The sequence below is a fragment of the Trinickia sp. genome (genome assembly GCF_051953955.1).
GTDB lineage: Bacteria > Pseudomonadota > Gammaproteobacteria > Burkholderiales > Burkholderiaceae > Trinickia.
Map to the genome: position 1 here is coordinate 14,625 of NZ_JBQCIF010000104.1, position 17,824 is coordinate 32,448.

Below are 17,824 nucleotides of genomic sequence, written 5' to 3' on the forward strand. Positions count from 1 at the left end.
GTGCGGTTTTTGCCGTATTACAAGATAGCGATCATGCCGCCGGGGTGGCCGGCGGCGCATCCCACGTTTTGAGGATCCGACCCATCATGCAATGCGAACTAAGACAGGCCTTGGACACGGCCTATTCGCGGCTGAGGGACGGGCAGGCGGAACCTACCACGTTCGCAAGCAACTACGCACTGGGGCTCGGCATCGTCGTGGGCGGGCAAGCCTGCGGTGGGATGACCGAGCAAGAAGCGGCCGATGAGCGCGCCCACCTGGGCATGCTTGCCGCTTTGTTCGAGGTGCAGGCGCGCATCCGGATCGAGTCCGACGCGCGCTGAACGTCCGTTGCGCTGGGCGGCCGAGTTGCGCTCTGCGTCCCACAGGGCAGGGCACGGCCCGGGGCCGACACCGAAATCGGCTCGCCCCGACGGCGTGCCTCGCACGGTCAGATCACCGTATTCGTTTGGCGCAGTGTCGGCAGTAGGCGGTCGAACTCGCGCTTCACTAGGCCGTAGCACTCGCATGCGCGCGCTTCGAGCCCTTGGCGGTCGAGCACCTTGATGTGTCCGCGGCTGTGATGAATCAAGCCTTGGCTGTGCAGTTTGCCCGCGGCCTCGGTGATCCCTTCGCGCCGAACACCGAGCATGTCGGCGATCAACTGTTGGGTCACGGCCAATTCGTTCGTCGCGGCTCGATCGATCTCGATCAACAGCCAGCGGCATAGTTGCTTGCTCAACGAATGGTGGCGATTGCAAGCGGCCGTTTGCGCAACCTGAGTCAGCAGTGCTTGCATGTAGAGCAGCATCAGCCGGCGCAGCAGGTCGGACCGCGCGATTTCCTGCTTGAGCTGCTGCGCGCTCATCCGGTAGGCGAAGCCGGAGCATTGCACCTGCACGCGGCTCGGCATCGTCTCGCCGCCCGTGAGCACTTGCACGCCCGTCATTCCCTCGCGTCCGACGGCGGCCAATTCCACGGAGCCGCCGTCTTCCATCATCGAGAGAACCGAAATGATCGCCGTCGTCGGGAAATAGACGTGATGGATTTTGTGGCCGCAGTCGCAAAGCAATTGCTCGGTGCGCAGATGGACCAATTCGAGGTGAGGCGTCAGCGCTTGCCATTCGTGGGACGGCAGCGCGCCGAGTAGATGATTGCCGTGAAGGTCTGATTGCAGCGTCAACATGATCGGTCCTCGCATCCTTTGCCGCGTCGTGCGCTCGGGTGCACGTGCTCTTGCGGCTTGTTCGTTTCGTTACTGGGCCGCGGGCGTCGCGCACATCGATCAAGAAATACTTCTTGGGTCCGATGCTCGCACGTCCCGGCGTCGTTTGGCCTGTCTCCCTGGCCGTTGCGCCGTCTGTACGGCAGCGCTCGGTTTGCGCGCCCAGTTCTGCGAGGATCGTGCCAAGCCCTGTCGGTCGCAGGCGCTGAGCATCGCGAGCGATGTTGCATCGCGCTCAATGTGCGCTACCCCCGCTTTTTGTTTCAAATCTGCACAATCGGCCACGCGCGGCGTTTCTTACCATACCTGTTCAACTAGCTGGCTCAAGTGCTTGATCGGCTTGCGATTTGACGGCACGGGCGCGTGATGCGCCGCGGCATGAGCGCTCGGCGGTGGCGTGCCGCTAGTGCGCCGCCGCCGCGTGAATTGATTCAGTTGTGTTGCACCGCGCACGCCGCGTGTTGCGCCGCTTCCTTTCATCGGACCTGGCTCGCGGCTGGTGGACGTGCGGGCATTCGCCGCACCGTCGCGAACGCGGCATGCCCAGCTAGATCGAAAGCCCGAGCGGCGCGGGCAGCATGGCGGCGCGGCGCGGTGTTTTTCCGAAAAATGCGGCGCGTCGCAAATGACTCATTGTTGAGACATGGCCGAAATGCTTTGTCGTTACTGGATTTCCCCTCTGGCGAATGAAGTTTTAAAGTGAGTGCGATGGCGAACGGTATTACGGTTGCGCGCGACGTACCGTGCAGCCATGGCGATTCGTCCGATGTTGCTTCGGACAACGAAACGTTTCGCTCGTGGTCGAATATCGTGCGGATGTGAGACGCGTCATGGCAGCCCGGCGCGCTAGGAGACGATTCAGGTGTTGGAATGGGCTAGGAGCTCAGGCCCCGTGCTCTAGGTACGTGTGCGAATCGAGGCGTGCCGGCTGCGCTTTTCATCAGAGGGATAACCCTGTTCAGGCGTTTCCCGATGGCGCATCGAGACGGATCCAAGCACCGTATCGCTTACCGGCCGCGGTGGGCGGGAGGTGCGCAATGAAACAGGCAAAGAAGCGTCGCAGGGCGCATCGGGGGGAGTCATGGAGCAGGGCAAAGACCGTTCGCTGGTGAGCAAAGTGATGGACGGGCTCGTCAGCGGGATCGTCGAAGAGAAATACGGAGCGATTCTGCCGCCGCAAGACGTGCTATCGAAAGAGTTCGACGTGAGCCGCACGGTCATGCGCGAAGCCCTGTCGATGCTGCTTGCGCGCGATATGCTGGATGTGCGGCCGAAAGTCGGCACGCGGATCCGGTCGATGCGCGATTGGCGCATGATCGACGAGGACGTCGTGAATTGGCGCTTTCGTGCCAAGCCCGATCCGCAGTTCATGCGCGACGTGATCGAGTTTCGAATGCTGATCGAGCCTCGGGCGGCCGCGCAGGCGGCGTCGCGCGCCAGCGTATCGGAAGTCGCCGCGATTCGCGAAGCGTTCGACGTATTCAAGACGCTCGCGCCGGGCGACGCCGGCTATCAGTCGGCCGACGAACTGTTGCATACCCGCATCGTCCATGCGAGCGGCAACCAATTCTTCCAGCAGATGGCAGCCATCATTCGCGGGGCGTTGTCGGCTACGCATCCGATGCTCAGTCAAAAGCCGGGGGCTTGGGAGATTTCGGTGCGCACACATGAGCGGCTCGTCGAAGCCATCGAGCGCCGAGATCCGAAAGAGGCGGAAGCGGCGGCACTCGCCGTCATCGACTTTGCAGCAGATGAGATCAGCCGCGAATTTTCGGTGGAAATGCCCAATCGCCGATAGCGTGGAATGCATTTTATGCAATATCGGCAGCGGTGTGCGCCGATCATTTCATTTAAAGAAATGAAATGTCGAAACTTCTCATTTGTCGATAGCCGAAACGTATTGGCATACGAAGCGTCTTATCATGTCGAGCGCATTGATCTAGAACAAAGAGATCGATAGCTGAGATTCGACATTAGGGAGAAGACGTGAACGAAGTCGGCGTGATCGATTGGGGCATCGTGGGGGCTGGGCACATCGCCCATCGTTTTGCCCAAGGGCTTGCCCATGTACGCGACGCGCGACTCGCGCGCGTGTGGTCGCGCCGCACCGAAAGCGTCGCGGCATTCGTGCAGCGACATGGCGGCGAGGGGTGCGGCAGCTTCGACGATCTGCTCGCGAGCGATATCGATGCCGTCTATATCGCCACGCTCAACGACAGCCATGCCGGTTATGCGCGAGCGGCCCTGGCGGCCGGCAAGCACGTGCTCTGCGAAAAGCCTGCGACGTTGAACGCGGGCGAGCTTCGCGCGGTGCTCGAGACGGCGCGTGTCTCGCGGCGTCTCTTCATGGAGGCGATGAAGCCGCCGTTCTTTCCGCTGTACCGAACGTTGTGCGAGCATCTACGGCGCGACCCGATCGGCCCCGTGGGCCTCGTGCGGGCCGGTTGCTCCGTGGCCAACGTGCCTGCGGAGCATCCGTCGTTTTCGCTCGACACAGGCGGCGGTGCGCTGCTCGACATCGGTGTCTACGAGATGTTTCTCGCCGTCGACTGGCTCGGCGCGCCGCTCGACGTGCAGACGTTCGGGCGAATCGGGGCGTCGGGCGTCGATACGTTCGCGAGCGTGCATAGCCGGCACGAAGCCGGCATCGCCCAGCTTTTTTGCGGGCTCGATCTCGACGGCAAGGGCGACGCGCTGCTCGCCGGGCCGCACGGGTACGTCTGGATCCACGAGAAGTGGTGGAATCCCGTGCGGGCGACGGTCAGCTATGCCGGAGGGCGAGTCGTCGAGTTGAACGTGCCGTTCGAAGGCGGCGGGCTCAACTACGAGACAGCGCATTTTTGCGAGCTGATCCGGGCGGGCGAGTTGGAGAGCCCGATCATGACGCATGAAAAATCGCTGCGGATGATTTCCATGCTCGACGCCGCGCGCTCGGCGCTCGGGCTCGTTTTCCCGGGCGAGTAAGCTCGGCGGTTACGGCGCCGCCGAGCCGGATGACGGATTCAATGCCGCGTCGGCAGTGCGAGCCGCCTTTCGTAGCGGTGCTGCACCCATTCCAGCACCTGGCACAGCACCCAGTAGACGGCCGCCGCCGCCAGATAAAGCGGCAACGGCTGATAAGTGGCCGCGATGATTTCCTGCGCGCTGCGCAGCAACTCGGTCACGGTGATGACCGAGACGAGCGACGTGTCCTTGATGAGGCTGATGAGGCTGTTCGACAAGCTCGGCACGGCGATGCGCAGCGCCTGCGGCCCGATCACGTAGCGCAGCGTTTGCCGCCGCGAGAGCCCCAGGCTGAAAGCCGCGAGCCATTGGCCGCGGGCGATCCCGTTGATCGCGCCGCGCATGCTTTCGGATAGATACGCGGCAACGTTCGCCGACAGCGCGATGACACCGGCCGGCGTCGGATCGAGCGAAATGCCGATGCTCGGGAGTCCGTAGTAAACGACGAAAATCTGCACGAGCAACGGTGTGCCGCGCATGAGGCTCACGTACGCGCGCGCGACCCAATTGAGCGGCTTGCTGTGGCTGATGCCCATCAGCGCGAGGACGACGGCGGCAATCAGGCCGAAGATCATCGATAGAACCGCGAACTTGACCGTCAGGACGGCGCCCTGCGCGAGCACGGGCATCGATTGAACGAGCAGGGTGGTGGTGGACATGGCGTTTTTCGTTAAAAGCGAAGGGCGGCATCTATGCGATGCCGCCCTCGTGCGCTGAAGCGTGGAGCTTGCCGCTTACTTGGAGATGGGCTTCGTCACATCGATGCCGAACCACTTGTCCGAGATCTTGGTGAACGTGCCGTCGGCTTCCAATTGGGTCATCGCGTCGTCGATCGCCTTGGCAAACTTCGGATTGCCCTTCTTGAACGGAATCGCCGACGGGTTGCCCGTGCCGACCATGGCGCCGGCCTTCAGCGGCAACTGCGCATTCGTCTTGATCAGGTAGGCAACCATCAAGCGGTCGTTCAGCGCCGCGTCGATGCGCCCCGCGGCGAGATCGCTCAGGTATTCGGGAGCACCGGGATACGTCTTGACGTCGATGCCCGGCACCGACTTCGCCATATCCATGTAGTTCGTGCCGAGACCGACGCCGAGCTTATGGCCTTTCAGGTCGTCGAGCGACTTGAATGGGCGATCGTCGTTCTTGCGCTGGATCAGCTCGGCGCCCGAGAACGTATAGCCCGGCGAGAAATCGAGCGCCTGCTTGCGCGCATCGGTCACGCCCACCTGGTTGACGATGACGTCGAACTTGCCTGCTTGCAGGCCCGCGATGATGCCGCTCCATTCCGTCGTGACGAACTCCGGCTTCACGCCGAGCTTCGCCGCGACGGCCTTGGCGATGTCGACGTCGAAGCCGACGAGCTCGCCGTTCGGGGCCTTCGAATCGAACGGCGGGAACGTGCCTTCGCAGCCGATGCGCAGCGTGCCGCGCGCTTTGACTTGATCGAGCAGATCCTCCGCGTGCGCCGTGGCGGCCACGAAAGTCATGCCGATGACACCGGCCGTCAGGATCTTCTTGAACGTCGCAAACTTCATGGTTTCAGTCTCCTTTGCAAAGCACCCCGAGTGCTTTCGCCTGTGCGGCAATGATAGCGAAATTACAATCGGATCATAAATATGGTTTGTTTATGTCTATATGCGCGCGACCGGCGAACGGGCGATCGACTCGACGCATTCGCTCACGAGCGCGGGGCCCCGGTAGATGAAGCCCGTATAGAGCTGCACGAGCGATGCACCGGCCTCGAGCTTGGCCACGGCATCCTCGCCCGATGCGATGCCGCCGACACCGATGATGGCGACCGCGTCGCCCACTTGCGCACGCAGCTTGCGAATGACGCCATTGGACGCGTCGAACACGGGCTTGCCCGACAGGCCGCCGGTTTCGTGCGCATGCTGCATGCCCGTGACCGCTGCGCGAGACAGCGTCGTGTTCGTTGCGATCACGCCTTCGATGCCGTGGCGCAGCAGCGTGTCGGCGATCGCTTTGATCTGCTCGTCGTCGAGATCGGGCGCGATCTTCAGCGCGAGCGGCACGAGCTTGCCGTGCAGGTCGGCTAGACGCTGCTGCTTGTCCTTCAACGCGCCGATGAGCGCATCGAGTTCGTTCGCGCCTTGCAACTGCCGCAGATTCTTCGTATTCGGGGACGAGATGTTGATCGTGACGTAGCTCGCGAACGGATAGACGCGCTCGAGGCAGTACAGATAATCGTCGGCTGCCCGCTCGATCGGCGTGTCGGCGTTCTTGCCGATGTTCAGGCCGAGCGGCCCTCGATAGCGCGCGGCTTGGACGTTCCGGACGAATTGATCCACGCCGCGGTTGTTGAACCCCATGCGGTTGATCAGCGCGCCCGCATCCGGCAAGCGGAAGATGCGCGGGCGCGGGTTGCCGGGCTGCGCGCGCGGCGTCACGGTGCCGACTTCGATGAAGCCGAAGCCGAGTGCGGCAAGCCCGTCGATGCAGGCGCCTTCCTTGTCCAGCCCGGCCGCGAGGCCGACCGGATTGCGAAAGGCGATGCCCATCACGGTGCGCGGCAAATCCGGCACGTGCGGCGCCAGCAAGCGGGCGAGCCCCGTGCGGCCCGCGGCGCCGAGCATGCCGAGCGTGAGGTGATGGGCGTCTTCCGCATCCATGCGAAAGAGGCGGGAGCGGACGAGCGGGTAAAGGGAACTGAGCACTTGTACGATCGAGGGCGGAAAAAGATAACCGGCTATTTTAGCGGTTTCGGCGGCACTGCCGTCCGTCGCGGCAGTTGGGCGGCAGTTGCGCCGGCGTTCGAAGCCCCGTGCGACCACGGTCTCGATCCCGGCCGCCATCGTGCATCATGCCCTGCATCCCGCGCTTCACCGGGCATCGCCCGTAGGGGGCGGCGCGAGCGCGAGCGGCGCCCAACGCCCGTCCACGAGGCCTTCCAGCGGGCGGAAATTCGCCTTGTATGCCATTTTCGAACTCTCTCGTATCCAATAGCCGAGATAAACATACGGCAACCCTAGGCTCCGTGCTTGCTCGATTTGCCAGAGGATATTGTAGGTGCCGTAGCTCGCGTGCGGCGCATCGGGTTCGAAGAACGTGTAGACCGACGACAGGCCATCTCCGAGGATGTCGATCATGCTGACCATGCGCAGCACGCCGGCGTCGCGCGGCGCGTCGGGCGGCTCGCGAAACTCCACCAAGCGCGAGTTGATCCGGCTGTGCAAAAGGAACTGCTCGTATTGATCGCGGCTGTCGCGGTCCATGCCGCCGCCGGCGTGGCGTGCGGCTTGGTAGCGCATGTAGAGCACGTAGTGCTCTTCTTCGTAGTGCAGCGGGGCCACCGAGGCGGCGAGCGTCCCGTGCCGTTTCCAAAACCGCCTCTGCGTGCGGCTCGGCGTGAATGCGGCCACGGGGACGCGCACGGGCACGCAGGCGCGGCAACCCTCGCAATAAGGCCGATACGTGAACACGCCGGAGCGCCGGAACCCGGCTTTGACGAGATCCGTGTAGACGTCGGAATTGATCAGATGGCTCGGCGTCGCGACTTGCGAGCGCGCGATGCGGCCTTCCAGGTAACTGCAGGGATAGGGCGCGGTAGCGTAAAACTGCAGTGCGGAAAGCGGTGAAAGCGGCAGCTCATTCGGGTGAGTCATCGGCGGCTCTCGATGCATTGTCCGTTATTCTTGCGGGCCGCCTCGATCGATCGGCGAGCGGCACCCGCATCAACCTACACCGCATGCGGCACGACTTCGAGCAGCGCCGTTTTGTCGAAGCGCCACGGGATCGGAGCCGCGGACACGGCGGTGCGCACGTGGGACACGAACGTCTTGCGCGCTATCTCGCGTCCACCGAGGGACGCCAAATGCGGCGTGTTTTGCTGGCAGTCTATCATTTCTACTTCGTGACGGCGCAGGTGTCCGACAAGGGCCGCCAGCGCCATTTTCGAGGCGTCGCTCACCTCCGCGAACATCGATTCGCCGAAGAACATGCGGCCGAGCGAAACCCCGTAGAGGCCGCCCACGCGCCGGCCGTCGAGCCAGGTCTCGATGCTGTGCGCCTCGCCGACGCGATGCAGCGCCGCATAAGCGTCGATGATCTCGGCGGTGATCCAGGTGCCGCGCTGGCCGCGCCGCGGCGCTTGCGCGCAGCGGCGCATGACGGCAGGGAAGTCGGCGTCGACGCGGATCTCCCAGCGCGGATCGCGCAGGACGCGTTTCAGCGTTTTGCGCAGCGACGGCGAAACCTTGAATTCGCACGGCAGCAGGACCATCCGCGGATCGGGACTCCACCATAGAACGGGCTGGCCGTCCGAATACCAAGGGAAGATGCCGTGACGGTATGCATCGACGAGCCGCCAGGGCATCAAATCGGAACTCGCGGCGAGCAAGCCCGGCGCGCCGCTGTGCTGGCCGAGCGCACGCTCGACGGGCGGAAACGGGTCGTCGGGGCCGAGCCAGGGGACCATGCTAGGAAGCGAAGGCGGCCGCTGTGCGATCAGCCTTCACGCAGCGAACGGAAGATGTCGCCCGTATGCAGCCCGTAGCTGCCGGCGGAGCGATCGGCGAAGAAAAAGCGCAGCGTCTGCCCGACCGTCGGGAAGGCGATGTCGTCCCAGGGAATGTCCGCTTCGTCGAATAGACGCACTTCGAGGCTTTCTTCGCCCGCCGCGACGTCGATATCGAGCAGGCGGGCAAGATAGAACAAGTGCACCTGGTGCACGTGCGGCACGTTCAGGAGCGAGAAAAGGTGCTGCACCTCCACGCGCGCCCCGGCCTCCTCGAGCGTTTCGCGCGCGGCGGCTTCCGCCGTCGTTTCCCCCATTTCCATGAAGCCCGCGGGCAGCGTCCAATAGCCGTAGCGCGGCTCGATTGCCCGCCGGCACAGCAGCACCTTGTCTTCCCAAACGGGGACGGTGCCGACGACGTTGCGCGGATTTTGATAGTGGATGGTGCCGCAGCTTTCGCAAACGAAGCGCTCGCGGTTGTCGCCGGGGGGAATGCGTAAGCTGACGGCTTGGCCGCAGATCGAGCAAAATTTCATGGGCAGGGCGCAAAACGGAGTGATGCGAGTGTATCACCGGGCGCGCCGTCTGCTACGCACCGCCCCGGCGTTCGGACGTCGTGCCGCTCGAAACAAAAAAAGCCGGGCGGAGGAATCCGCCCGGCTCGTCTAGCTCGAGTGCCGTGGGGTCGAGGCACTCAACCGAATAGTTTCATCGCCTGAGTCAGCGTATTGACGACACCCCATGTCAGCGGAATGAGGACGTAAGCCCAGAATACGATGAGGCTGACAGCGCTCGTTGGCTGCGAGGTTTGCGTTTGCGTGGCGTGTTGCATCGTTCGATCTCCTTAGCGCTCTGCGGCGAGCTCGGCGTCGCTCATGTGATGCACGGCATCGACGCGCTTGACGAGCAGGTTGCAAATGAAGCCGACGACGAGCAGCACCGCCATGATGTGAACCGTCATCGTGTAGGCATCGGCTTTGGCCACGCCGTGGGCGACTTCGTAGGCGCGGATGTAGTTGACGAGCACGGGGCCCGCCACGCCCGCGGCAGCCCACGCCGTGAGCAGGCGTCCGTGGATGCCGCCGACGAACGCGGTGCCGAACAAATCGGCCAGGTAGGCCGGGACGGTCGAGAAGCCGCCGCCGTACATCGACAAAATCACGCAATAGGAGAGCACGAACAACGCGATGTTGCCCGAAGTGGCGAAAGTCGGCACGAAGTAGTAGAGCAGGGCGCCGAGCACGAAGAAGACGTAGTAGGTGTTCTTGCGGCCGAGCTTGTCGGAGGACGAGGCCCAGACGAAGCGCCCGCCCATGTTGAACAGCGAGAGCAAGCCGACGAAACCCGCGGCCGCGGCCGGTGTGACGGTGTTCTTGAAGCTTTCCTGAATCATGACGGATGCCTGCCCGAGGATGCCGATGCCGGCGGTCACGTTCAGGAAGAGCACGAGCCAGACGAGATAGAACTGCGGCGTCTTCAGGGCGCGATCGATGTGCACGTGATTGCGCGTGATCATCTTGTGGGCCGTGTCAGGCGGCACCCACCCCTGCGGTTTCCAATCGGCGGGCGGGACGCGAATCGCCAGCGCGCCGATCGTCATCGAGATGAAGTATGCGATGCCGAGCACGACGAACGTCTCGGCCACGCCCACGCTCGTTGCGCTCTTGAAGTGGTTCATCAGCGCCACGGAGAGCGGCGCGGCGATCATCGCGCCGCCGCCGAAGCCCATGATCGCCATCCCCGTTGCCATGCCGCGGCGGTCGGGGAACCAGCGGATCAGCGTCGAAACCGGCGAGACGTAGCCGAGGCCGAGTCCGATTCCGCCGATCACCCCGTAGCCAAGGTAGAGCAGCACGATTTGATGCAGCCACACCCCGAGCGCGGAGATCAAGAATCCGCCGCCGAAGCAGCAGGCGGCCGTCAACATCGTGCGGCGCGGCCCCACGTGCTCGAGCCATTTGCCTGCGAAGGCGGCCGACAGCCCGAGAAAAACGATCGCCAGCGAGAAAATCCAGCCGAGCGTAGTCAGCGACCAGTCGCCAGGAGCCGATTGCGTGATGCCGATCGCCTTCGTGAGCGGTCCGTTGAATACGGAGAATGCGTAGGCCTGGCCGATGCAAAGATGCACGGCCAGGGCGGCAGGCGGCACCATCCAGCGCGAAAACCCCGGCTTGGCGAGGGTCGCTTGCTTGGAAAGGAAGGGCGGCGAGCCGGCGAAGTCGGTCGAATCGGTCGTGCTCACAGGGGTCTCCGTTAGTCGTTGGATGGCCGGCAGGCGGATGGGGCGATGGCCGCGCGGCGCCTTATTTCTTACTATTCCGACTTATCTTACTTTTTGCTGCGCGCTCAACGATATGAGCGCCAACGGGCGTGCGCAATAGGAAACCGGAATGCATAAAGGGCGGCCAATCGCCGATCCGTCGACGAGCCGAATCACGGACATGCATGCCATGGTAGGAAGGAGTGCGCCGAAAACCCGGCGTGGAGATAAAAAGGCGACAAAAAAGCCCGATCGTGGATCGGGCTTCGATGGATCGCGAAAGCATCGTAAAACGTGGCTTCTTCGCTGATCTTCAGGCTTCTTTCTCGATTCGGCGCTTGCTCGCTGCCTGAGTGCAGCTTGATACTGCTTGATTACCTTGGCATGAGCGCTTGGTTGCGGGGGTAGGATTTGAACCTACGACCTTCGGGTTATGAGCCCGACGAGCTGCCAGACTGCTCCACCCCGCGTCCGTCGAAAGATGAAATTATAGGGGAAACCATGAGGCCGCGCAACACCTATCGTCGGTAGCCGACGATGGCGAGCAAATGCGCGGCGCGTTTGCGAACGCGGCCGTTCGATCGGGTACGCTAGAATCGTCCCATGAACCTCGAACACGACCTCCAAGCCATCGCGCATCAAGAACGTACGCTCGTGTTTCCGCGCTTCGATGCGGGACGCGCCTGGAAACTCGGCGCGTTCCTGCGCGAAATGGCGATCGCGCGCAATCACGCGATCGCCATCGATATCCGCACGTTCGGATTGCCGCTCTTCTTCACGGCCCTCGACGGCACGGCGCCCGACAACTCGGCGTGGGTGCGGCGCAAGAGCAACGTCGTCGCCCACTTTCGCCGCAGCTCGTATGCGATTGGGCTGCGCTTGCAGCAGACGGGTGCGACGCTCGCCGACAAGTACGGCTTGCCCGCCGCCGAGTTCGCAGCGGCCGGCGGGTCGTTCCCGATCACGCTGGCAGGCGTAGGCGTGATCGGCTCGGTCACCGTCTCGGGCCTCTCGCAGCGTGCGGATCACGAACTCATCGTCGAAGCGCTCAGCGCGGAACTCGAGCACGATTTCGTCGAACTGGCACTCGACAAGGTTTGACCGATGCGCGGCAGCGGATATTTATGGCTCGCGATCGCGATCGTCGCAGAAGTGATCGGCACGTCGGCCCTGCGCGCGTCCGAGGGCTTCACGCGTCTCGCGCCGGCGCTCGTCGTCGTGGCCGGGTACGGGCTCGCGTTCTATTGCTTGTCGATGACGCTCAAATCGATGCCCGTCGGCATCGTCTACGCCATCTGGTCCGGTGTCGGCATCGTGCTGATCACGCTCGTGGCCATGGTGCTCTACCGTCAGATACCGGATCTTGCCGCCGTTGCGGGCCTGTCGTTGATCGTGGCTGGTGTCGTCGTTCTCAATCTGTTTTCGAACATGCAGGCGCATTGACCGCGGCCGCGGCCTGCTCGCCTCACCCGGTATCGGTCCGCCCCGGATCCACGACTACCCGAATGCCGGCTTTCGCGACCGTTTGGCGACTGGCGTCGCCTTCCGGTGTGGAAGCGTCTTCCCATATGCTGATCGCTCGCGGCACGTCGATACCCTGACGCTCCGCATAGGCGAACCAGACCGTGGAGGCCTCGGGCTCCGGAACGGCGTGTTCATGGAGAAAGTATTGGTCCATGGCCCCGCGCCAGCAAGAAACGGGCGCTGGGCGAGTTCCCGCGTGAGGCGCGCGCATGCTACCTTGTGCGTTTATCGCCTTTCTCCATTTGCTCACCGCTCATGTCCATGCCCGAACCGAGTCTCGCCGAATGCGATGAGGTGCGCACTCGAGTCGACAACCGCGTCGGCTTCATCGAATTGAACCGGCCCCAGGCGCTCAACGCGCTGTCCCTACCAATGATTCGCGCGATGCATGCCGCGCTCGATGCGTGGCGCGAAGATCCACGCGTACTCGCCGTCGTCGTGCGCAGCCTGCATCCGCGCGCCTTCTGCGCGGGCGGCGACGTACGTTACTTCTACGAGGCCGGACGCCGCTCGGACGTCGCCGCCCGCGACGCGTTCTTCATCGAGGAATACTCGCTCGACCACGCGATCTTCACGTACCCCAAACCCTATGTCGCGCTGATGCACGGTGTAGTCATGGGCGGCGGGATGGGCATTTCCCAGGGCGCACATCGCACGGGCGGCCTGCGTATCGTCAGCGAAACGACGAAGATGGCCATGCCCGAGACACGCATTGGGCTATTTCCGGACGTCGGTTCGGGCTGGTTCCTCGCCCGCACGCCGGGAGCGATCGGGCGCTATCTGGCGGTCACGGGCGCAACGATCGATGCGGCCGATGCGCTGTATGCCGGGTTGGCCGATGCCTATCTCGACACGTCCGCCATCCCGCCCCTGATCGACGCGCTGAGCACAGCCCAATTGACCGACGCGAAGGACGTGCTGGCTTGCTTCGAAGGGTTCGTCAGCCGAGCCGCGCCGCCGCTCGTGCGCCAGGGCGAGGGCGGCCGCCCGGCCGTGCTTTCGCTCGCGGCGATGAGGTGGTGGATCGACCGGCACTTTGCTCAGCCCGACGTGGCCAGCATCGTTGCGTCGCTCGAGGCGGAAACGGAGCCCGGCGCGCGCGAATGGGCGCAGGAAACGATTGGGGTCATGCGCGAGCGCTCACCGCTGTCGATGGCCGTGTCGCTCGAGGTGGTCGCTCGAGCCGAAGGGCCGATGTCCGATTGCCTCCGGCGCGATTTGGATTTGACGCGCTCGATCTTCGATCACGGCGACATCATCGAAGGCGTTCGCGCGCGCATCATCGACAAAGACGATCGGCCCGTCTGGCGCATTGCGCGCATCGAGGACGTGACGCGCGCGGAAGTCGAGCATATGTTCGTCAGCGCATGGACGCCCGACACACATCCGCTGCGTCAACTGATCGGGTAGATGCGGGTACTAGGCTAGTGGCCTAGCGGCTCATCGCCGTCGGCGGGGCGCATGAAGGCGCGCATGAAGACGAGCGCGCCCCAGCCCCATACGGCATTCGCGGCAAAGCCCACCGCGAGGCGCGGCAGCATGTTGCCGCTCGGCCAGATGCCGCGAGCAGGATCGACCATGAACACGCGCGCTGCCGTCAGGACGATGCCGCCGAAGACGAAGGCTTGCACCCACGGTGCCGCGCGCTCCGGTGCAACGCGCAGCAGCCAGGCCATCAGCACGGCCCACGCTGCGCTCCAGATCGCATTGGCGATGAATTCGGGCAACTCGAGCGGAGCGAACGGATCGGTCGAAAAGCCCGTCGCGGTGATCCAGCCGGCCGCATGCAGCAAGCCGAGCGCCGCTTCCCGGAAAAACAGCGAAGCGAGAAATCCCGACACGAAAGGCAGAATGATTTTTTGCATGGAGTTGCTCGCGAACGCACTCGGGGCCGGCCTCGTCAGGCGTATCCGGTAGACGCGGGCGGGTTCGCGGAAATCGGAACGAGCGACATTATAGGCGGGCATGGTTCCGGCGAGGGTCCGGCGCGGCGATCAGAAAGTGCTAAATTTAATGAACGAAACGCGCGCGAAGAGGAGGGGCCATGTCCAAATCTTTGAGTCCCGAAGCCGTCGAGGCGCTGCGGCGCTTGAATGAAGTCGGTGTCGGCCAGACGCCTCCGCTCGTCTCGACGTCGATCGCGGCCGAATTGCTCGGCGCGGGCCTGGTTGACGAGAACGGCGACGGCGTGATCGAAATCACTTGTGACGGACGCCAATATCTGTCCGGCGATTGCGACTAGGCGGCGTGCGCCGGGTTGCGCCGCCGGAGGGGCGGAGACTCGTCCTATATTTTCGGGGTTGTGCTGAACGCAGCGGCCGTGGTCGTTACGATTCGTTCGCCGAAGGACTGGCAGACGCAGAGACCGGACATCGCGAACGGAATCCGGTCTTGAATCGTGTAACGCTACGAGATACAACGCCGATGATCAGGAGCTTTGCTCACAAGGGGCTTGAACGGTTTTTCAAAACGGGCAGCAAGGCGGGTATCCGCGCCGACCAAGCTGATAGGCTGGCCCGGCAGCTTGCGATGTCGAATGTCGCGAGAACGCCCGAGGAAATGGACATCCCTGGCTGGCGGCTACATCCGTTGAAGGGCGACTTGGCCGGATATTGGTCTGTGTGGGTAAGCGCGAGTTGGCGGCTGACTTTCCGCTTTGTGGGGGAGGATGCCGAGATTGTCGATTACCAGGATTACCACTAGGAAACTAAGAATCATGATGCGCATGCATAATCCGCCGCATCCCGGAGAAACGCTCAAGGAGGACGTGTTGCCTGCCTTGGGCCTGAGCGTGACTGAAGCGGCTGAGCAGTTGGGCGTGTCTCGCGTCCCATTGTCGCGCGTACTGAACGCGACGCGCGGCTATCAGCGCTGAAATGGCGATTCGGTTGGGGCAGTGGCTCGAAGGAAGTCCCGAGATATGGCTACGCGCGCAGTTGCAATATGATTTGTGGCAAGCGGAGCAGCGGAGCACGGCGAAAGTAAGACCGGCCAAGCGGCTAGCGGCGTGAATTTTTATTCGGCGCCCTATGCGGAGCGTCGAAAAAGCAAAAAGCCCAGTCAGCAGAACTGGGCTTTTTTGCGAAATCTCTCTGGGGTGGCTGATGGGACTCGAACCCACGACGACAGGAATCACAATCCTGGACTCTACCAACTGAGCTACAGCCACCACTGGTACTTCGTTTCTTCACCGGCGTCGCCAACGAAGAAGCGAGATTATACGAATAGAATTGCTGCTTGCCTAGCCCCCTCAGCCGACAATTTCGCTCGGTGCCCGCAGATGACTGCGCGCTTGCTCGAAAATCGACAGATCGCGCTCGGCGAGCCGCTTGCTGTCGGAAAGCACGCGCCGCCATCCGCGCGCGCCGGCCACGCCGTGATACAACCCCAGCGCATGGCGCGTGATGGCGCCGAGGAACGTGCCTCTAGCGAGTTCTTCGGCGCAGTAGTCGATGAGCTCCGCCTCCACTTGCTCGCGCGTCTTCGCGCCATCGCCACCGTAAAAGCGGGCATCGACATCCGCCAGCACGAACGGATTGTGATAGGCCTCACGGCCGAGCATCACGCCGTCGACGTGCTGCAGGTGCTGCTCGACTTCATCGAGCGTCTTGATCCCGCCATTGATGATGATCTCGAGCGACGGAAAGTCGCGCTTGAGCCGATAGGCATAGTCGTACTTCAAGGGCGGAATCTCACGATTCTCCTTCGGCGATAGACCCTTCAAGATCGCATTGCGCGCATGAACGATGAAGACTTCGCAGCCCGCATCCGCGATCGTGCCGACGAAATCGCGTACGAAGGCGTAATCCTCCACGGCGTCCACGCCGATGCGATGCTTGACCGTCACCGGTACCGACACGGCGTCGCGCATCGCGCGCACGCAATCGGCGACGAGCAGCGGCTCCTTCATGAGGCAAGCACCGAACGCGCCGCGCTGCACGCGCTCCGACGGACAGCCGCAATTGAGATTGATCTCGTCGTAGCCCCATTGCTCGCCGAGCTTGGCGGCTCGGGCCAGATCGCCGGGCTCGCTGCCGCCGAGCTGTAGCGCGACGGGCGCTTCGTCGGCCGTGAATGCGAGATGGCGCGCAACATCGCCGAACAGCAGGGCGCCGGTCGTCACCATCTCCGTATAAAGCCACGTATGGCGCGAGATCAGCCGATGGAAGTAGCGACAGTGGCGGTCGGTCCAGTCCATCATGGGGGCGACGGACACACGGCGAGGACTGAGGGAAGGGCGTGGCGACATGGCGGATGAGACGAACGGCAAGCCCGTAATTTTACCTCAGCCGCTAGAATGGAGGCCGCGCGAAATCCGGCGGCATGTTTTGCAGTCGCCGCCGGGCATGCTGCCTGCCATATAGGAGCTTTGGTCAATGAGCGACGGATCGTGCCGTCAGCGCCTCGCCGGGCGCCTTCTTCTCGTCTTGCTGCTGGCGACGCTCGCCGGCTGCAGTACGTGGTTCGCGCCGCCGCCCGCGCCCCCGCCCGAGCAGCCGGCCCCGGAGCCGGAGCCCGAAGCCGCTCCGCCGGAGCCGGCCTCCGAACCGCAAGCCTCCGCGCCCGTTGCGGCCTCTGCGCCGGAAGCGCCCGAGCGTAAGCGCGTTGCACCCAAGCCCGCGTATCGGCCGCCGCCCAAGCCTCACCCGGCGCCGCCCCCGCCACCCGCCAAGCCCGCGGCGCCGCCGCCGTTGATCACCACGCGCGCGCTGGCGGCCGACGACACGCACGGCCTGCTCGACGCGCGCGTGCAGCGGCCGGACGGCAAGGTCATCGGACGCGCCATCGACATGTTCGTCGACGCCGCCGGCAAGCCGCGCGAAATGTTGGTCAATCTAGCCGGCTTCCTCGGCATCGGCGATCGCAAGATGCGCTTCCCGTGGAGCGATTTTCGCTTCAACGCCAGCCAGCACAAGGCACCGATTACGCTCGCGATTCCGGCCGGCGAAGCACCGGCGGCCGCGGCCGCGAAAGCCAAGGACAATGCCGCCGGCAAGCCGGCCGGGGCGGGCCCGAAGGATGCGCAGTGGCTCGGTGTGATCGATGCCACGGCAGAGCGGGGCAACGGAACGCGGGTCGGCCGCGTCGTCGACGTGCTGATCGACAATCGCGGCGCGCCGCAGGCGGCCGTCGTCGATGTGGGGAGCCTGATCCACGAGCGCCGCAGCATCGCGGCCGATTGGTCGGCATTGCATATCGTGCAAAAAGACGGCGCACTTACGCTGCAAACGGATCTGTCGGATGCGCAGGTCAACGCGGCGCCTCCCTACGAGCCGAACCGCCCGGTACGCGCCGTCGCGCCGGCCGCGGCCGACGCGGCTGCGTCGGCCACCCAGCCTACAAGGTAACGAACGCGCAG

At 63.8% G+C, this 17,824-nt stretch carries 21 protein-coding genes, 2 tRNA genes and 1 pseudogene; 10 read left to right on the plus strand and 14 right to left on the minus strand.

From position 1 onward, the window contains the following. The first annotated feature begins 86 nt into the window (after nt 1–86). Nucleotides 87–323 (plus strand): hypothetical protein, encoded by a 237-nt coding sequence (locus tag ACTHNZ_RS19755; RefSeq protein ID WP_440544263.1) that lies wholly within the window; start codon nt 87–89, stop codon nt 321–323. A 107-nt stretch (nt 324–430) separates the two neighbouring features. On the opposite strand, the gene ACTHNZ_RS19760 is transcribed toward ACTHNZ_RS19755, so the two are convergent. Further along, the gene (locus ACTHNZ_RS19760; RefSeq protein WP_440544264.1) at nt 431–1,165 is read right to left on the minus strand and encodes a Crp/Fnr family transcriptional regulator; all 735 of its coding nucleotides are present in this window, start codon (nt 1,163–1,165) and stop codon (nt 431–433) included. Nucleotides 1,166–2,285: 1,120 nt separating this feature from the next. Between ACTHNZ_RS19760 and ACTHNZ_RS19765 the strand changes: the two genes are divergently transcribed. Together ACTHNZ_RS19765 and ACTHNZ_RS19770 are read left to right on the plus strand one after the other, a co-directional pair. Further along, complete coding sequence (locus ACTHNZ_RS19765; protein ID WP_440544265.1) at nt 2,286–3,002, plus strand: FadR/GntR family transcriptional regulator; 717 nt, start codon at nt 2,286–2,288, stop codon at nt 3,000–3,002. A 188-nt stretch (nt 3,003–3,190) separates the two neighbouring features. After that, nucleotides 3,191–4,168, plus strand: a complete 978-nt coding sequence (locus ACTHNZ_RS19770; RefSeq protein ID WP_440544266.1) for a Gfo/Idh/MocA family protein — start codon at nt 3,191–3,193, stop codon at nt 4,166–4,168. 38 nt (nt 4,169–4,206) lie between these two features. Here ACTHNZ_RS19770 and ACTHNZ_RS19775 read toward each other — a convergent pair whose 3' ends face one another. The 9 genes from ACTHNZ_RS19775 to ACTHNZ_RS19815 form a co-directional block, all read right to left on the minus strand. Next, a complete protein-coding gene (locus tag ACTHNZ_RS19775) occupies nt 4,207–4,866 on the minus strand; it encodes an amino acid ABC transporter permease (RefSeq protein ID WP_440544267.1) in 660 nt (219 codons plus the stop codon). A gap of 75 nt (nt 4,867–4,941) precedes the next feature. Next, entirely contained in the window at nt 4,942–5,742 is an 801-nt protein-coding gene (locus tag ACTHNZ_RS19780) for a cystine ABC transporter substrate-binding protein (protein WP_440544268.1), read from the minus strand. A gap of 96 nt (nt 5,743–5,838) precedes the next feature. Next, nucleotides 5,839–6,882: a quinone-dependent dihydroorotate dehydrogenase gene (locus ACTHNZ_RS19785; RefSeq protein WP_440544269.1), complete on the minus strand. Its 1,044-nt coding sequence runs from the start codon at nt 6,880–6,882 to the stop codon at nt 5,839–5,841. A 165-nt stretch (nt 6,883–7,047) separates the two neighbouring features. Continuing rightward, entirely contained in the window at nt 7,048–7,830 is a 783-nt protein-coding gene (locus ACTHNZ_RS19790; RefSeq protein ID WP_440544270.1) for an arginyltransferase, read from the minus strand. Nucleotides 7,831–7,904: 74 nt separating this feature from the next. Next, the gene (gene aat / locus ACTHNZ_RS19795; RefSeq protein WP_440544271.1) at nt 7,905–8,642 is read right to left on the minus strand and encodes a leucyl/phenylalanyl-tRNA--protein transferase; all 738 of its coding nucleotides are present in this window, start codon (nt 8,640–8,642) and stop codon (nt 7,905–7,907) included. Between the two features lie 29 nt (nt 8,643–8,671). Next, nucleotides 8,672–9,217 carry an NUDIX hydrolase gene (locus tag ACTHNZ_RS19800; protein ID WP_440544272.1) on the minus strand — a complete coding sequence of 182 codons (546 nt, stop codon included), beginning with the start codon at nt 9,215–9,217 and terminating at the stop codon, nt 8,672–8,674. 158 nt (nt 9,218–9,375) lie between these two features. Beyond that, nucleotides 9,376–9,513 carry an MFS transporter small subunit gene (locus tag ACTHNZ_RS19805; protein ID WP_440544273.1) on the minus strand — a complete coding sequence of 46 codons (138 nt, stop codon included), beginning with the start codon at nt 9,511–9,513 and terminating at the stop codon, nt 9,376–9,378. A 12-nt stretch (nt 9,514–9,525) separates the two neighbouring features. Further along, nucleotides 9,526–10,923 (minus strand): L-lactate MFS transporter, encoded by a 1,398-nt coding sequence (locus ACTHNZ_RS19810; protein WP_440544274.1) that lies wholly within the window; start codon nt 10,921–10,923, stop codon nt 9,526–9,528. 411 nt (nt 10,924–11,334) lie between these two features. Continuing rightward, nucleotides 11,335–11,411 (minus strand) — tRNA-Met (locus ACTHNZ_RS19815). Between the two features lie 133 nt (nt 11,412–11,544). On the opposite strand from ACTHNZ_RS19815, the gene ACTHNZ_RS19820 reads away from it, so the two are divergent. Both ACTHNZ_RS19820 and ACTHNZ_RS19825 read left to right on the plus strand, forming a co-directional pair. After that, entirely contained in the window at nt 11,545–12,042 is a 498-nt protein-coding gene (locus tag ACTHNZ_RS19820) for a heme-degrading domain-containing protein (RefSeq protein ID WP_440544275.1), read from the plus strand. Nucleotides 12,043–12,045: 3 nt separating this feature from the next. Further along, nucleotides 12,046–12,384: a DMT family transporter gene (locus ACTHNZ_RS19825; RefSeq protein WP_440544276.1), complete on the plus strand. Its 339-nt coding sequence runs from the start codon at nt 12,046–12,048 to the stop codon at nt 12,382–12,384. A gap of 22 nt (nt 12,385–12,406) precedes the next feature. On the opposite strand, the gene ACTHNZ_RS19830 is transcribed toward ACTHNZ_RS19825, so the two are convergent. Further along, nucleotides 12,407–12,619 carry a hypothetical protein gene (locus ACTHNZ_RS19830; protein WP_440544277.1) on the minus strand — a complete coding sequence of 71 codons (213 nt, stop codon included), beginning with the start codon at nt 12,617–12,619 and terminating at the stop codon, nt 12,407–12,409. A gap of 101 nt (nt 12,620–12,720) precedes the next feature. On the opposite strand from ACTHNZ_RS19830, the gene ACTHNZ_RS19835 reads away from it, so the two are divergent. Further along, nucleotides 12,721–13,875: an enoyl-CoA hydratase/isomerase family protein gene (locus tag ACTHNZ_RS19835; protein WP_440544278.1), complete on the plus strand. Its 1,155-nt coding sequence runs from the start codon at nt 12,721–12,723 to the stop codon at nt 13,873–13,875. 14 nt (nt 13,876–13,889) lie between these two features. Here the strand turns inward: ACTHNZ_RS19835 and ACTHNZ_RS19840 are convergent, their stop codons facing one another. Then, nucleotides 13,890–14,330, minus strand: a complete 441-nt coding sequence (locus ACTHNZ_RS19840; RefSeq protein ID WP_440544279.1) for a hypothetical protein — start codon at nt 14,328–14,330, stop codon at nt 13,890–13,892. A gap of 179 nt (nt 14,331–14,509) precedes the next feature. Between ACTHNZ_RS19840 and ACTHNZ_RS19845 the strand changes: the two genes are divergently transcribed. The 3 genes and pseudogenes from ACTHNZ_RS19845 (at nt 14,510) to ACTHNZ_RS19855 (ending at nt 15,476) form a co-directional block, all read left to right on the plus strand. Then, a complete protein-coding gene (locus tag ACTHNZ_RS19845; protein WP_440544280.1) occupies nt 14,510–14,707 on the plus strand; it encodes a hypothetical protein in 198 nt (65 codons plus the stop codon). Nucleotides 14,708–14,889: 182 nt separating this feature from the next. After that, nucleotides 14,890–15,168, plus strand: coding sequence for a type II toxin-antitoxin system RelE/ParE family toxin (locus tag ACTHNZ_RS19850; protein ID WP_440544301.1), 279 nt, complete (start codon nt 14,890–14,892; stop codon nt 15,166–15,168). 13 nt (nt 15,169–15,181) lie between these two features. Then, nucleotides 15,182–15,476, plus strand: a pseudogene (locus ACTHNZ_RS19855) (HigA family addiction module antitoxin). An 82-nt stretch (nt 15,477–15,558) separates the two neighbouring features. Here the strand turns inward: ACTHNZ_RS19855 and ACTHNZ_RS19860 are convergent. Continuing rightward, nucleotides 15,559–15,634, minus strand: a tRNA-His gene (locus ACTHNZ_RS19860). Between the two features lie 81 nt (nt 15,635–15,715). After that, complete coding sequence (dusA, locus tag ACTHNZ_RS19865) at nt 15,716–16,714, minus strand: tRNA dihydrouridine(20/20a) synthase DusA (protein ID WP_440544281.1); 999 nt, start codon at nt 16,712–16,714, stop codon at nt 15,716–15,718. 127 nt (nt 16,715–16,841) lie between these two features. On the opposite strand from dusA, the gene ACTHNZ_RS19870 reads away from it, so the two are divergent. Continuing rightward, nucleotides 16,842–17,813, plus strand: a complete 972-nt coding sequence (locus ACTHNZ_RS19870; protein WP_440544282.1) for a PRC-barrel domain-containing protein — start codon at nt 16,842–16,844, stop codon at nt 17,811–17,813. Nucleotides 17,814–17,824 lie beyond the last annotated feature (11 nt).

Excerpts from the sequence above, each read along its gene's own strand:
- ACTHNZ_RS19755 (WP_440544263.1), top strand. The coding sequence starts at position 87 with ATGCAATGCGAACTAAGACAGGCCTTGGACACGGCCTATTCGCGGCTG.
- ACTHNZ_RS19760 (WP_440544264.1), bottom strand. The coding sequence starts at position 1,165 with ATGTTGACGCTGCAATCAGACCTTCACGGCAATCATCTACTCGGCGCG.
- ACTHNZ_RS19765 (WP_440544265.1), top strand. The coding sequence starts at position 2,286 with ATGGAGCAGGGCAAAGACCGTTCGCTGGTGAGCAAAGTGATGGACGGG.
- ACTHNZ_RS19775 (WP_440544267.1), bottom strand. The coding sequence starts at position 4,866 with ATGTCCACCACCACCCTGCTCGTTCAATCGATGCCCGTGCTCGCGCAG.
- ACTHNZ_RS19780 (WP_440544268.1), bottom strand. The coding sequence starts at position 5,742 with ATGAAGTTTGCGACGTTCAAGAAGATCCTGACGGCCGGTGTCATCGGC.
- ACTHNZ_RS19790 (WP_440544270.1), bottom strand. The coding sequence starts at position 7,830 with ATGACTCACCCGAATGAGCTGCCGCTTTCACCGCTTTCCGCACTGCAG.
- aat (WP_440544271.1), bottom strand. The coding sequence starts at position 8,642 with ATGGTCCCCTGGCTCGGCCCCGACGACCCGTTTCCGCCCGTCGAGCGT.
- ACTHNZ_RS19800 (WP_440544272.1), bottom strand. The coding sequence starts at position 9,217 with ATGAAATTTTGCTCGATCTGCGGCCAAGCCGTCAGCTTACGCATTCCC.
- ACTHNZ_RS19805 (WP_440544273.1), bottom strand. The coding sequence starts at position 9,513 with ATGCAACACGCCACGCAAACGCAAACCTCGCAGCCAACGAGCGCTGTC.
- ACTHNZ_RS19820 (WP_440544275.1), top strand. The coding sequence starts at position 11,545 with ATGAACCTCGAACACGACCTCCAAGCCATCGCGCATCAAGAACGTACG.
- ACTHNZ_RS19825 (WP_440544276.1), top strand. The coding sequence starts at position 12,046 with ATGCGCGGCAGCGGATATTTATGGCTCGCGATCGCGATCGTCGCAGAA.
- ACTHNZ_RS19830 (WP_440544277.1), bottom strand. The coding sequence starts at position 12,619 with ATGGACCAATACTTTCTCCATGAACACGCCGTTCCGGAGCCCGAGGCC.
- ACTHNZ_RS19835 (WP_440544278.1), top strand. The coding sequence starts at position 12,721 with ATGTCCATGCCCGAACCGAGTCTCGCCGAATGCGATGAGGTGCGCACT.
- ACTHNZ_RS19840 (WP_440544279.1), bottom strand. The coding sequence starts at position 14,330 with ATGCAAAAAATCATTCTGCCTTTCGTGTCGGGATTTCTCGCTTCGCTG.
- ACTHNZ_RS19845 (WP_440544280.1), top strand. The coding sequence starts at position 14,510 with ATGTCCAAATCTTTGAGTCCCGAAGCCGTCGAGGCGCTGCGGCGCTTG.
- ACTHNZ_RS19850 (WP_440544301.1), top strand. The coding sequence starts at position 14,890 with ATGATCAGGAGCTTTGCTCACAAGGGGCTTGAACGGTTTTTCAAAACG.
- dusA (WP_440544281.1), bottom strand. The coding sequence starts at position 16,714 with ATGTCGCCACGCCCTTCCCTCAGTCCTCGCCGTGTGTCCGTCGCCCCC.
- ACTHNZ_RS19870 (WP_440544282.1), top strand. The coding sequence starts at position 16,842 with ATGAGCGACGGATCGTGCCGTCAGCGCCTCGCCGGGCGCCTTCTTCTC.